Below are 12906 nucleotides of genomic sequence, written 5' to 3' on the forward strand. Positions count from 1 at the left end.
TCAAATGAGTACGATAACATGAGGCCAAGAGGTGTTTTTGAATGGAAAAAATGGCACGAATTTTGGTAGTAGACGATGAGGAGCGCATCCGCCGCTTGCTTAAAATGTATCTGGAAAGAGAGAACTTTCTGATTGACGAGGCTGACAACGGCGAGCAAGCAGTAGAAATGGCTGTTGGCAGCGATTACGATATTATTTTGCTCGACTTGATGCTTCCCGGGATGGACGGGATTGAGGTATGCCAGCGCGTGCGCGAGTTCAAGGCGACTCCGATCATCATGCTGACGGCAAAAGGCGAAGAGACAAACCGCGTCCATGGCTTTGAAGCAGGCGTGGATGACTATGTGGTCAAACCGTTCAGCCCGCGAGAGGTCATGTACCGGGTAAAGGCGATTTTGCGTCGTTCCTCGGCTACCGCCTACCTCAAGACGGAGACGTTCAACAGCCATTCTGTGCTCGTCTTCCCTGAACTGACGATTGATCACGACGCGCACAAAGTCATTGCGAGCGGACAGGAAGTCAGCCTGACGCCGAAAGAGTACGAGCTGTTGCACTATCTCGCTTTGTCGCCGGACAAAGTGTTCACGCGCGAAGAACTGCTCAAAGACGTGTGGCACTACGAATTTTTCGGTGATTTGCGCACGGTGGATACGCACATCAAGCGTCTGCGCGAAAAATTGAACCGGGTTTCTCCGCAAGCGGCCAACATGATCGCCACTGTCTGGGGAGTCGGCTACAAGCTTGAGGTGCCGAAATAAGTGGACGTTATTTTTCGCAGCGTTGTCGGAAAGCTATGGATGACGATTATTGCTTTGTTTGCACTCGTTTTGACGATATTCAGCCTGTTGCTGGTGCAGTCTTTTGACAGCTTCTACAGCAACCGCCAGACGAAAAATCTGCAAGAGTTGGCGGAAGGGCTGTCGACAGGACTGGCGGCCAGCACCGACAAGCGCGGGGCGCTGGAGATGGCTTCGACGTTTAGTCTCGTTCACCATACCGGAATGCTGGTCTTGAACGACCAAGGCCAGGTGATTGGCAAAAGCGAAGGAACGGGCCTGCCGAACATTCCGGTTGAGCAACTGTTGAAAGACCAGACTTTACACCTGGCGGATGCATTGGCTGGCAAGCATCCCGCTCCGCAACGCATTTATTTGCAGGTGGCTTCGAACAACCCGAACGATCACATGAGCAGCGTGCAAATGCTCGCAGTCGCCGTCCCGCTTGAGGAAAGCCCTGGCAAGCAAGGGGCGGTCGTGATGTACCAGGCCATCGAAGACTTTGATGATACCGTAAACGAAGTGAGATTTTTGATTTTTGTCGTCGGAGTTATCGCCTTCGTTGCTACCACCGTGTTTGCTTTCTTCCTGTCGTCGCGGATTACGATTCCGCTGCGGCAAATGAAAGAGACGGCCCACCGGATCGCGGAAGGCGATTTCCATGCGGAAGTTCCGATTAAAACTGCGGATGAGACAGGTGAGCTGGCCGCATCGTTCAATACGATGGCGAGCAAGCTGAACCAGCTGGTCGATGCCTTGTCCAAAGAAAAGGAACAGTTGGCAAGCGTATTGCGCTCGATGGTGGACGGGGTTGTCATGATCGACGCGAACGGGAAGGTTGCGGTGACGAACCCGCCAGCCGAACGCTTTTTGCGGGACTGGGAATATGAACACCAGGACGAGCCTGTGCCGTTGTTTACGTTTTACCAGCAGGTGGTGCAGACAGGGCAGGAGGTCATCGAGGACATTCCTGTCCAAGGGCGCATTTGGGCGTTGGTGATGGTGCCGCTGAATGACCGGGAACAAATCCGCGGGGCGGTTGCGGTGCTGCGCGATATTACCCAGGAGCGCAAGCTGGACAAAATGCGCAACGACTTTGTCGCCAATGTCTCGCACGAGCTGCGCACACCGCTGTCGATGCTGCAAGGCTACAGCGAAGCGATCGTCGACGATATTGCGACGTCGCCTGAAGAGCACAAAGAGCTGGCGCAGATCATTTACGACGAGTCCGTGCGCATGACGAAGCTGGTCAACGAGCTGCTCAGTCTGGCGCGGATGGAAGCGGGACACGTGGAGCTGTTCCAGGAAGTGTTGGAGCTGCGCCCGTACATGGAGCGAATCCACCGCAAGTTTACCGGGTTGGCCCGGGAACGCGGAATTACGCTGTTGCTGGAAGTAACGACGACACACACCGATGTGAATATCGATCCGGATCGGATGGAGCAGGTGCTTACCAACCTGATCGACAACGCGCTCAGACACACGCCAAGCGGCGGCAGTGTCACGATTCGCGCTCGCGGAGACAAGACATTGCTGATCGAGGTCAGCGATACGGGCAGCGGCATCCCGCAAGAGGACTTGCCGTTTGTGTTCGAGCGGTTTTACAAAGCCGACAAGGCGCGTACGCGCGGGCGAGTCGGCGGCACAGGTCTGGGCTTGGCGATTGCGAGAAACATCGTCGAGGCACACGGAGGTACGATTGGCGTGCAAAGCAAATTGGGAGAGGGCACGACATTTACGATTGCCTTGGCGTTGCAGGCGAAAAATAAATAGGAGTGTAGAGAGAAAATGATCAAAACGATCTTGTTTGATGTGGATGGGGTTATGCTCAGCGAAGAACGCTATTTCGATGCTTCCGCTCTCACGGTTTGGGAGCTTTTGTTCAGCCCGCAGTATGCCGGTTTGCAAGGCGAGTCGTTTCATCCGGCGCCAGCGGAAGCGGTTATCCGACGCGTTCGCGAGCAAGTGTTTGTGCAGGATGAAGTGCTGAACTTCATCAAATCTCGTGGCATCAACTCAAACTGGGATATGGTCTTTCTCGCTGTTTCCTACCAGTTGGTCCGATTGATCGAAAGGCTTGTGCCGCATGTGCCGGAAGCGGCAAGTTTGCTTGCTGACGAGCTTGGACGGCAAGAGCTTGCCCGTCTGCGGCAGTGGGCAAACGACTACACTCCTGATTTTGCAGTCGATTACGCAGCAATTCTCCCTGATTTCGCCAAAAGCTCAGCGCAAAAGGCGGATTTGCTGCTGTATGTGAATCAATTGGCAAAAGAGCGCTGCGGGGTCGAGACGGACAAGTTTTCGGCTAACTGCGCGCTGTGGCAGCTAGTGCAGGAAACGTTTCAAGAATGGTACCTCGGCGATGAGCGCGTAGCGGCTTCCATTGGCCGTGAGACGATGCAGCCAGGCAAGAAAGGTTTTTTGACCGACGAGATTCCCATTGTTCCCCCGACAGAGATGGCGGAGCTGTTCCGCGTGTTGAATGAGCGCGGGTACACATTGGGAATTGGCACGGGGCGTCCGACGATTGAGACGCATGTCCCGCTGCGGGCGATGAACCTGCTGGAATGGTTTGATCCGAATCGGGTTGTGACAGCCTCGCATGTTCTCGAAGCAGAAGAGGCACACCCCGACTATGTGCCCTTGTCCAAGCCGCATCCTTTTTCGTACGTAAAAGGCTTGCTCGGTCTGGAGACGCCGCATAGCGATGTGCTTCGTCATCCTCTGCCGATCGAGAATGGAGAGGAAGTATTGGTAGTGGGAGATTCCCTGGCCGATCTGCTGGCGGCGCGTTCCATGGGCTGCCAGTTCGCCGCCACGCTGACGGGATTGTCTGGTCAAAAGGCGCGCAGCAAGTTTGCGGAAGAAAAGGCCGACTACATTTTGGATGACATTCGCGGTCTGCTGACGGTCTTGAATGAAAAGTAAAAAGGATGATGGCTGAGACGGCTTGGCGTAAGCAAGTTGTAACGTTGCTCTCTCAACAATCGTCCAAAAGGTTCTCGTAGAAAAAGACTCCACCGTACTTCATCCCGGTGGAGTCTTTTTGCAATTGCTTATGGAATCAAGCCCAGCGCAACGATGTCAGGCATTGAAAACGGAAGGCGTGGATGAGAAACGCGTTTTTCACATCCTCACGAACGATAGCTTCATAAGTGCCGTCCTCCCGCGAGTAAAACATGACATCGGTATAATCGCGGTTCTCATCGAAAAACTGGCGAACCTGCTTTAGCCGCGCTCGCATTTCTTCCGATTTTACTTCGATGACATAAGTCGTATCCTGCTGCGAGGCACGTTCCTGAATACTGATCATTTTTTCATCAAATGTATATTGGAGCAAGCATAGCCCTCCTCACCAAATAAAATAGCGCAAGTAGACGTACAAATGCGAGACGACGATCGACATGATCATCAGCGGGAAAGCCACCTTCATGAAGCTGACAAAGCCGATGTGATGGCCTTCCTTGGCTGCCAGCCCTGCGACGATGACGTTGGCGCTGGCTCCGATGAGCGTTCCGTTTCCACCCAGGCAGGCGCCGAGAGCAAGGCTCCACCAAAGCGGCTCCAGGTTGGTGATGCCCAAAGCGCCCATTTCTTTGATCATCGGGATCATCGTGGCGACAAACGGGATGTTGTCGACAAAAGCGGAGGCAATGGCGCTCATCCACAAAATCAGCAGGGAGGTCTTCAACGAATCGCCGCCTGTCAGCTGGATCGCCTGACTCGCCAGCTTGGCAATCACGCCTGTTTCCACCAGCCCCGACACGAGGACAAACAAGCCGATGAAAAAGAAGATCGTATTCCACTCCACTTTGCTGATCGCTTCCTCCAAATAATGCTCTCCGGTGATGAGGAGAAGCAGGAAAGCGCCAGTGAGCGCAATCGTGGCCGATTCGAGATGGAGCGCGCCGTGCAGCATGAAGCCGACAATCGTCAGAGCCATTACTGTCAGCGATTTTTTCAGCAAGACCGAATCCGTAATTTCGTCGCGCTCATTGAGCTGCATGATTCGCGCACTCAACTCAGGCGACGTATGTAGTTGCTTGCGATAAATGAACACGAGACACAAGATCGTCAGCGCCATGATGATGACAATGACCGGGCTTAAATTGACGAGAAACGCCATGAAATCCAGTTCTGGAACCGAACTGCCGATCATGATATTGGGCGGGTCACCAATCAATGTCGCTGTACCACCCGCGTTCGATGCAATAATTTCGCTGATCAAAAACGGGATCGGATTCAGTTCCAGCTGTCTGGCGATGCTGAAAGTAACTGGAACGATCAGCAGCACGGTTGTCACGTTGTCCAAAAAGGCGGAAGCAACAGCCGTGATGATGCTCAAGTACACGAGGATGCGAACGGGCTTGCCTTTTGCCAGCTTGGCGGCGCGAATCGCCACGTATTTGAACACCCCGGTTTTAGCCGTCACCGTCACGAGGATCATCATCCCGATCAACAGGCCCAACGTGTTGAAATCAATGTGATGTATCGCTTGCTCCTGCGAGACGATGCCAAACAGAACCATCAAAATCCCGCCGCACATGGCGACGATCGTCCTGTGCAATTTTTCGCTGATAATAAATGCGTAGGTAACTAAAAAGATGCCGATGGCGAACAACGCCTGGTTCGTCATAAGAAACTCCTTTCTTGGTGTAAAATCATCTCGTCCCATTATAGCGCTAACAAAAATAAGGGTAAAGGAAAAGACCCGGCAGATGAATAGCCAGGTCTTTTTGGCGATCAGGAGCAAAAGGGGAGGGCCCCTGTCTACAGTTCGATTTGCGTAACGCTTTTCACTTCAGCCAGCTCGCCCATCGTGTCGAGCAGCTCAGGCGTAAGCGGCTTGTCGACGGAGAGCATCATAATCGCGTCTCCGCCAATGTCGCGACGGCCCACTTGCATCGTTGCGATATTCACGCTGTTTTCGCCCAAAATGGAACCGACGCGTCCGATTACACCAGGGCGGTCGTTGTGGTGAATGTAGAGCAAGTAGCCTTCTGGAGCCACGTCGATCGCAAAGTCGTCGATTTTGACGATGCGCGCGCCGTATCCGTTGAGGCGCGTACCAGCAACGGTGCGAGTTTCCTGCGTCGTTTTCAGGCTGACGGTCAGCAGGTTGGTAAAGCCTTTGTTTTGCGCCGTTTTTTGCTCCGTAACGGTGATGTCCCGGACTTTTGCCAGAAGCGGTGCATTCACGTAGTTTGCAACCTCACCCAGACGGAAGGACAAAACGCCTTTCAAGACGGTGCGGGTCAGCGGCGAAGTATCCACATCGGTCAGCTCGCCGCTGTACTTGATCGCGACCTCGGAGATCGAGCCAACCGTGACTTGTGCGAGGAAATGCCCCAGTTTTTCGCCCAGTTGGAAGTACGGTTGCACCTTTTCCATGACGTGCGCAGGGATGGACGGCAAGTTCACCGCATTTTTGAACGGCTCGCCGCGCAGCACCTTCAAGATTTCTTCGGACACATCGACCGCCACGTTTTCTTGCGCTTCGACTGTCGATGCTCCCAGGTGAGGAGTGGTAACGACTTGCGGCAAACCTACGAGCGGGTTGTCTACTGGAGGCTCTTCCTCAAACACGTCCAGGGCGGCTCCGGCAACTTTGCCGCTTGTGATCGCTTCGTACAGCGCCTTTTCGTCGATGATCCCGCCGCGTGCGCAGTTGATCAGGCGGACGCCTTCTTTCATTTTGGCAAATTCGCGCGTGCTGATGATGTGGCGGGTTTCTTTTGTCAATGGGGTATGCACCGTGATGAAATCAGCTTGACGGCAAATGTCATCGACAGTGGCGTGGATGACGCCCATTTTTTGCGCGCGTTCCTCGGTCATGAACGGGTCGAAGCCCATGACGCTCATGCCGAATGCTTTGGCGCGCTTGGCAACTTCAGAACCGATCCGGCCCATTCCGACTACGCCGAGCACTTTTTTGTTCAGCTCGACCCCTTGGAAGCTTTTGCGATCCCATGTTCCGTCCACGAGTTTTTTGTGTGCTTGCGGGATGTTGCGGGCGACCGCCATCAGCATGGCAAAGGAATGCTCCGCCGTAGAAATCGTATTGCCGTCCGGGGCATTGATGACCGGAATACCAGCTTGCGTAGCTGCGGCGATATCGATGTTGTCTACGCCGACCCCGGCGCGTCCTACCGCCTTCAAATTTTTTCCGGCCTGGAGAACTTCCGCTGTCACTTGTGTCTGGCTGCGGACGAGCAAAGCGTCGTAATCGCCGATGATTTCCAAAAGCTCGGCAGGGGAGAGGTTGGTTTTGCGGACGACTTCCACGTCCTCGGCGTCCAGCAATTGTTGAATACCAAATTCGCTAAGTGGGTCAGTAATCAGAACTTTATACATGTGCGATGAGCACCTCCTGGGCAGCTTTGACACCGGCACCCAGCTCGACTGGGGCACCGATTTGGTGAAGCGACATTTCAATGGCAGAGATCACTTGCAGAACATCGAGCGGTTCGCAGTAGCCCATGTGTCCGATGCGGAAAATTTTCCCCTTCATGTGCTGTTGGCCGCCAGCGATGGTGATGTTGTACTGCTTCGTCAATACTTTGCGCAGCGCCTCCGCGTCAAAAGCGCCTTGTGGGTCGCAGGAGGTGACGGTGGCAGCGGCATAGGCGTCCTCGGCCATCAGGTTGACGTTCAGTGCGCGCATGGCAGCGCGGGTCATGTCGCGCATCAGCTCGTGGCGCTTGATGATCGCAGGCAGCCCTTCCTCATCGAGTATATCGAGTACCTCGGCCAGACCAAAAATCAGGGAAACGGCCGGAGTGTACGGTGTTGTCTGATCGGCGAGGCTTTTCCGGTACGCTTTCAGGTCGAGATAGAAAGCGAGCGGCTTGTTTGCCTCAATGACTTTCCAGGCTCGTTCGCTTGCAGCGAGGAAGGCGAGACCTGTCGGCAGCATGAACGCTTTTTGCGAGCCCGTTACGACGATGTCGACGCCCCAGGCATCCATTTCGCAAGCCACTGCGCCCAGGCAGCTGACTGCATCTACGATAAACAGGGCATCGGAATGAGTGCGGATCGTTTTCGCCAGCTCGGCAATCGGATTTTGTACCCCGGTAGAAGTCTCACAGTACGTTGCAAAAACAGCTTTTACTTGCGGCTTTTCTTTGAGAAAAGCTTCGACCAGCTCCGGTGTAACAGCTTCGCCCCACGGTACTTCCAGGCGGTGGGCAATCACGCCGTAACGCTCGCATATTTTCGCAAAGCGTTCGCCGAAAGCGCCGCTGATGAGCACGGCAGCTTCATCTCCGGGTTGCAGCGTGTTGACCACGCCTGTCTCCAGCGCGCTGGTTCCGCTGCCTGCGAGGATGTACACGTCTTGGGTCGTGCCGAAATAAGGTTTCAGTCTTTCCGCCGTGCGTGCGAACAGAGCAGAGAATTTGCCGCTGCGGTGTCCAATCATCGGCTGGCTCATCGCCAACTGCACGCGAGGGGGGATGGGGGTAGGGCCTGGAATGCGCAAAATCAATTTGTCAGTGAACATGTCTCTCTCCTCCTAAATAAATCAATAAAAAAACCTCCCGTTCTCACACTGCTCCTATTACAGAACAGTGAGGGACGAGAGGCTTGCTTCGCGGTGCCACCCTCATTCGCTCTTCTTTTCTCAAAAAAGAGCCTTGGCAGGTACATGACCTGTAGAGATAACGGATCTACCGTTCGCGCCTACTTGTGACGACTTCATCGCCTGTTCGACGCAGCAGCTCAGAAGTGCTTATCTGTGGAAGAAACCGCCGATTCGCAGCAATTCATCGGCTCTCTGAGGATTTCTTTGGCACAGCATTTCTTCGTCATCGCTGTTAGTGATGTGGTGTTTCCTAAGATTTGTACTTAAGATATCACGGCAAAATGACAGCGTCAAGCAGAAAAACAAGAAAAAATGAACGATGCCAAGAAAAATAGATTTATCGTTCGTGAATATTAGTTGATTGGAGTGTAGTTAATGGACAAAAACAACTCAAAACCGAACGTTAGGATATTAGTCTCACAAAAAATGGGAAAAACGCGCGAGAATGTTCGGTTTTTCTGCATGATTTTATCTTACCGAAAAATCAAAAAATAAGAAACGGGAAAATGCCGACTGTCCGTTCAGAATGGCGGAGTAGTGGAAAAAAACTGAAAAACCTCTTACATACAAAGTACGTAAGAGGTTTGGTTGCTGGAATACTATTCCACTTTGATAGAATCGGTCGGGCATCCTTCTGCAGCGTCGCGAACGTCGTCTTGAAGGATATCCGGGATTTCAACGCTGTTTGCGTTGTCATCCAACTTGTTGAACGCAAGGCCCTCGTCGTCGTAATCAAAGACGTCAGGAGCCGTGGCGCCACAAGCACCGCAAGCAATACAAGTGTCTTTATCTACCCATGTAGTCATCGTGGTTTCACCTCCCGTTGCGAAGTGGTACGTCCACTATCATAGACCATTGTATGCTCTTGTTCACAAGATTTCAAGATTGAATCAGTCTAAAAATGTACGACTACTTGTAAAGCGGAATTTCAGGGGTACTTAGGACAGAATAAAGCTTGCCATTCAACTTTTTGAAATCACCAGCATGGACAGCATCTGTTGCGTTCAAAACCTTCACTGCCGCGGCCACGTCCTTGATTCCCAGCGTTTGCGACTCAGTAGAGGCCAGGAGCAGATCCAGACGCGCGGTCAAGTCTTCCGGATTGTAGCTGCCCCATTGTTTGTTCGCCGACATAAACAAAGCAGCCAGATAGGTCCGGTAGTGGAACGGATACTGCTTCCACTGTTCCACAGAAACGGTCGCAGGCGCTGCTTTTGGCATCGGCTTTTTCTCGACGTAGGCCGATTCCCAGGCAGCAACCGAATGGTAGACCATTTCCTGGGCCGTCAGCCAGCTGTTTTGGGCAAGCGTCAAGCCGGAAGCGATGACGGCAGGCGTTGAGGCATTACTATTCTGAGCGGATCGGATATTCTCCATACTATCCAAATAAGCCCGTACACTGTTCGTAAATTGCGTGTGGGCCTGTGCCAGCAGTGGGGAGGTCGGGAGCGGCACGGTTTTGTCCAGGTCTTTGATCGTCTGATCGGCTTGTTTCTCCAATTGCTTGAGCGCATCCGTGCGCGCTTTTTGATCGAGGCTGCCCCAGTTCGCCATCGTTTCGAAATGCGCCTGCTTCAGTTCAAGCACGGGAGCGTAAACCGCATAATAAAACCGGATGAAGTCCTGTTCACTGTAAAGCTTTTGTTCACGCAGCATCTTTTCCTTTTCGGCTTCTTTTTGTTTGGCTTCCATAGCTGCCGCTTGCTCGGCCTCAATGGATGTCTTCATATAATGTGCGCCGAAAAAAAATCCACCAACGGTACATGCAAGTGTTATGATGATCATGTACGCCATCATAAATTCTGACTTTTTCAATCGTTTTGTCATAAAGAAATCCTCCAAATCCAATCCAGTGAAAAGTGTGCAGTCGTTAGGGCCGCAAAAAGAATAAAAGAACAATAGCAAGGAGTACACATGAACAGTCAAAACAGTGTGGCAGAGGAACGAGAGCTTTTATGCGCTGTCGCTCTGAATGCGATGCTTCCTCTGGCGAACGAAAGAACGCTTCAGGCAGCTTACTACATCCTTCGCGGCAGAAAAGCAAACCAGACTCTTCAGGATGTGCATTTGTACAACCTTTATCCGTATTATCGGATGTTTCCGGGTTTTTCAAAAGAGGATTGGGATAAAATTGTTGCAACTTTGTTTCAAAACGACTATTTGCAACCGTGCGAAGGGGAGGGACCAAGTCCCAAACCGACGTTTTTGGTCACGGCGAACGGACGCCAGTTTGCCGAGCATGCTTATGAGAAGTACGGTTTTGCTGTCTGGTTCGCGCCGTTTACCCGCTTTGATTTGGCAGCCCGCATCGAATCGTTCTGGCAGCGGCTGCACTTGCTTGTGCAAACTGTATCGCAATTGCTTGGAAAAGATCTTGGATTCGTGCCGGTCGTGATGGACAAGTCCGTCCAGCAGTGGGTAAAAGAACAGGTCGGGCCAGCGAGGTTGCGGGAAGCATGGGAAGCGGGGCTGTCAGAGGAGCTTTTCCGCCTGTGGGAGCCGTTGCAGCCGCAAGTACAGGAATTGTTGGTCGCTCAGCTATCTGGCGTCTCGCAAGTGGGGAAGACGCTCGGGCAGCTGGCGAAGCAAAAGCAATCGTCCAAAGTGTACCTCACGCTGCTGTTTCGGTACGGGCTGGCTGCCTCCATTTTGCGACTGAGCGAGGAGCAGCAGGCATTTCCCCTGCTTTCACGGCTCGTCGTCCAGGAAAACAAGCTCGATCCACGGCTGAGCGACAGCGCGGCCCGCACGTATGCTTTGGTCCAGCGCGGAATACACAAAGCAGAGATTGCTGCGCAAAGACAGGTGAAAGAGAGCACCGTCGAAGATCATTTGGTGGAGATCGCCTTGCGCTGCCCGGAGTGGGACGCTGCGGATTACTTGTCTTCGGAAACGCGCGCGGCGATTATGGCCGCCAGCGAGCAGCTACAAACGAGCAGACTCAGACTCATCAAGGATCGTGTCGGCCCGACTGTCAGTTACTTGCAAATCCGGCTGGCTTTGGCCCGCAGGCAGGAGGAGTCGAATGAATAACGAATGGCAGCAGCAGTTGCAACAGCATTTTGGCTACGGGGAATTTCGACCCGGTCAAGAGTCGATCATAAAGAGGGTGCTGGCGGGAAAAAGCGTGCTTGGCCTGATGGCAACGGGCGGCGGAAAATCGGTGACCTATCAGCTTCCCGCGTTGTTGTTGCCGGGTATCACGGTGGTCGTTTCCCCGTTGATCTCGCTGATGGTCGATCAGGTGCAGCAGCTGCGAACGAAAAGAAAAATTCCGGCTGCCTATCTGAACAGCACACAGGAAGCGGCAGAAGCGCGGGAAGTGCTGCAAAAGATCGCGTCCGGCCAGTGCAAGCTGTTGTATATCTCGCCGGAAAAGCTGCAACAGCCGTATGTCCAGCAAGCGCTCAAACGCGCCACTGTCTCCCTTTTTGCCATCGATGAAGCCCACTGCATCTCTGCGTGGGGCCATGATTTTCGCACGGACTACTTGCGCTTGCCTGATACGGTCAAACAACTGGGGAACCCTCCCGTTTTGGCGGTGACCGCGACAGCTACCACTGCGGTACGTGAGGAAATTTGCTCCCTGTTTGGCATTGACCGGGAAAATGTGGTGGTGCAAACGCTCAATCGCGCCAACATTGCCTACGATTTGGCGGAAGTCGGCGGCGAGAGCGAGCGCCGCCAGCTGACCTTTGATCTGATTGACCAGCTTGCGGGGCCGGGGATCGTCTATTGCAGCACGCGCCAGGCGGTAGAGGTGCTCGTGGCAGCTTACCAGCTCGAAGGAAAACGGCACGTAGACGGCTATCACGGCGGCATGAACAGCATGGAGCGAATGCTGATCCAGACGCAGTTTCTGGCGGGAGAGCTGGATGTCATCATCGCCACGAACGCTTTTGGCATGGGCATTGACAAGCCGGACATCCGCTATGTCATTCACTACCAGCTGCCCGCCAGCTTGGAGGCGTATTCGCAGGAAATCGGCAGGATCGGGCGGGATGGTCAGCCTGGCTATGCGATGCTGCTTTACTCCCAGGACGATATCCACCTTCACCAGTACATGCTGGACAAAGAATATCCCACACCCGCGCAGATTCAGCAGTTTTGCCAACTTTACGGTGCGGGAGCGCCTCCCGATGCAAAAGCACTGGCTGCGATTGACATGTCCGAGGAAATGGCAGCGATGCTCACGTTTTATACCGAAAGAGCACTGGTCAAGGCGCAGGTGAGCACGACGACGGAAATGGCGAATCCTGTGCAGGACATTTGGCAGGAGACGGAAAAACGCAAAGCGGTCAAACAGAAAAAGTTGGCTGAGATGAGATCGTACGTACTGACGGATCGTTGTCTGCGCAAGCATTTGAATCAATACTTCGGGGAATCCGACCTCGGCTTTACCCGCTTTTGTTGCTCGCGCTGCGGCTTGCAGCAGGAAAGCTACGAAGGCAGACAGACAGCGCTTTTGCAAAGAGAAGTACAAAACAGTTGGAACTTGCGGCAGGCGTTGGACATGCTTTTGCCGAAAAAATAAGAAGGAGAGATTAC

11 protein-coding genes and 1 other annotated feature are annotated in these 12906 nt (G+C 53.3%); of the genes, 5 read left to right on the forward strand and 6 right to left on the reverse strand.

Going from position 1 to position 12906, the window contains the following annotated elements:
- Positions 1-41: 41 nt before the first annotated feature.
- Genes M2298_RS05475 through M2298_RS05485 form a run of 3 tightly spaced genes read left to right on the forward strand, consistent with a single transcriptional unit; the run spans position 42 to position 3704 of the window.
- Positions 42-758, forward strand: coding sequence for a response regulator transcription factor (locus M2298_RS05475; RefSeq protein ID WP_012686105.1), 717 nt, complete (start codon positions 42-44; stop codon positions 756-758).
- Positions 759-2549, forward strand: coding sequence for an ATP-binding protein (locus M2298_RS05480; protein ID WP_122963617.1), 1791 nt, complete (start codon positions 759-761; stop codon positions 2547-2549).
- Between the two features lie 15 nt (positions 2550-2564).
- Positions 2565-3704, forward strand: coding sequence for an HAD family hydrolase (locus tag M2298_RS05485; protein ID WP_280648299.1), 1140 nt, complete (start codon positions 2565-2567; stop codon positions 3702-3704).
- Positions 3705-3840: 136 nt separating this feature from the next.
- Here the strand turns inward: M2298_RS05485 and M2298_RS05490 are convergent, their stop codons facing one another.
- The 6 genes from M2298_RS05490 to M2298_RS05515 all read right to left on the reverse strand — a co-directional run bounded on the left by M2298_RS05490 (position 3841) and on the right by M2298_RS05515 (position 10185).
- Positions 3841-4116 (reverse strand): hypothetical protein, encoded by a 276-nt coding sequence (locus M2298_RS05490; protein WP_242771762.1) that lies wholly within the window; start codon positions 4114-4116, stop codon positions 3841-3843.
- Between the two features lie 12 nt (positions 4117-4128).
- Complete coding sequence (locus M2298_RS05495; RefSeq protein WP_122963614.1) at positions 4129-5412, reverse strand: ArsB/NhaD family transporter; 1284 nt, start codon at positions 5410-5412, stop codon at positions 4129-4131.
- Positions 5413-5546: 134 nt separating this feature from the next.
- Entirely contained in the window at positions 5547-7130 is a 1584-nt protein-coding gene (gene serA, locus M2298_RS05500; protein ID WP_242771760.1) for a phosphoglycerate dehydrogenase, read from the reverse strand.
- Positions 7123-8277: a pyridoxal-phosphate-dependent aminotransferase family protein gene (locus tag M2298_RS05505; protein WP_122963612.1), complete on the reverse strand. Its 1155-nt coding sequence runs from the start codon at positions 8275-8277 to the stop codon at positions 7123-7125. Before M2298_RS05505 ends, serA begins: the two co-directional genes overlap by 8 nt.
- 67 nt (positions 8278-8344) lie before the next feature.
- Positions 8345-8594, reverse strand: a binding site (T-box leader).
- 363 nt (positions 8595-8957) lie between these two features.
- Complete coding sequence (locus M2298_RS05510) at positions 8958-9164, reverse strand: ferredoxin (RefSeq protein ID WP_031305339.1); 207 nt, start codon at positions 9162-9164, stop codon at positions 8958-8960.
- A 103-nt stretch (positions 9165-9267) separates the two neighbouring features.
- On the reverse strand, positions 9268-10185 hold the full coding sequence (locus M2298_RS05515; RefSeq protein ID WP_122963611.1) for a hypothetical protein: 918 nt from the start codon (positions 10183-10185) through the stop codon (positions 9268-9270).
- Positions 10186-10272: 87 nt separating this feature from the next.
- Between M2298_RS05515 and M2298_RS05520 the strand changes: the two genes are divergently transcribed.
- Together M2298_RS05520 and M2298_RS05525 are read left to right on the forward strand one after the other, a co-directional pair.
- Positions 10273-11391: a YpbB family protein gene (locus M2298_RS05520; RefSeq protein ID WP_280648300.1), complete on the forward strand. Its 1119-nt coding sequence runs from the start codon at positions 10273-10275 to the stop codon at positions 11389-11391.
- The gene (locus M2298_RS05525; protein WP_280648301.1) at positions 11384-12892 is read left to right on the forward strand and encodes a RecQ family ATP-dependent DNA helicase; all 1509 of its coding nucleotides are present in this window, start codon (positions 11384-11386) and stop codon (positions 12890-12892) included. Before M2298_RS05520 ends, M2298_RS05525 begins: the two co-directional genes overlap by 8 nt.
- The last annotated feature ends 14 nt before the right edge of the window (positions 12893-12906 follow it).

Origin of the sequence: Brevibacillus sp. 1238 (genome assembly GCF_029892995.1) — a bacterium.
GTDB lineage: Bacteria > Bacillota > Bacilli > Brevibacillales > Brevibacillaceae > Brevibacillus > Brevibacillus parabrevis.

What these genes read in the sequence shown, in the direction of transcription:
- M2298_RS05510 (WP_031305339.1), bottom strand. Translation starts at nt 9,164, where the DNA reads ATGACTACATGGGTAGATAAAGACACTTGTATTGCTTGCGGTGCTTGT.
- M2298_RS05515 (WP_122963611.1), bottom strand. Translation starts at nt 10,185, where the DNA reads ATGACAAAACGATTGAAAAAGTCAGAATTTATGATGGCGTACATGATC.
- M2298_RS05485 (WP_280648299.1), top strand. Translation starts at nt 2,565, where the DNA reads ATGATCAAAACGATCTTGTTTGATGTGGATGGGGTTATGCTCAGCGAA.
- M2298_RS05495 (WP_122963614.1), bottom strand. Translation starts at nt 5,412, where the DNA reads ATGACGAACCAGGCGTTGTTCGCCATCGGCATCTTTTTAGTTACCTAC.
- M2298_RS05475 (WP_012686105.1), top strand. Translation starts at nt 42, where the DNA reads ATGGAAAAAATGGCACGAATTTTGGTAGTAGACGATGAGGAGCGCATC.
- M2298_RS05505 (WP_122963612.1), bottom strand. Translation starts at nt 8,277, where the DNA reads ATGTTCACTGACAAATTGATTTTGCGCATTCCAGGCCCTACCCCCATC.
- serA (WP_242771760.1), bottom strand. Translation starts at nt 7,130, where the DNA reads ATGTATAAAGTTCTGATTACTGACCCACTTAGCGAATTTGGTATTCAA.
- M2298_RS05525 (WP_280648301.1), top strand. Translation starts at nt 11,384, where the DNA reads ATGAATAACGAATGGCAGCAGCAGTTGCAACAGCATTTTGGCTACGGG.
- M2298_RS05520 (WP_280648300.1), top strand. Translation starts at nt 10,273, where the DNA reads ATGAACAGTCAAAACAGTGTGGCAGAGGAACGAGAGCTTTTATGCGCT.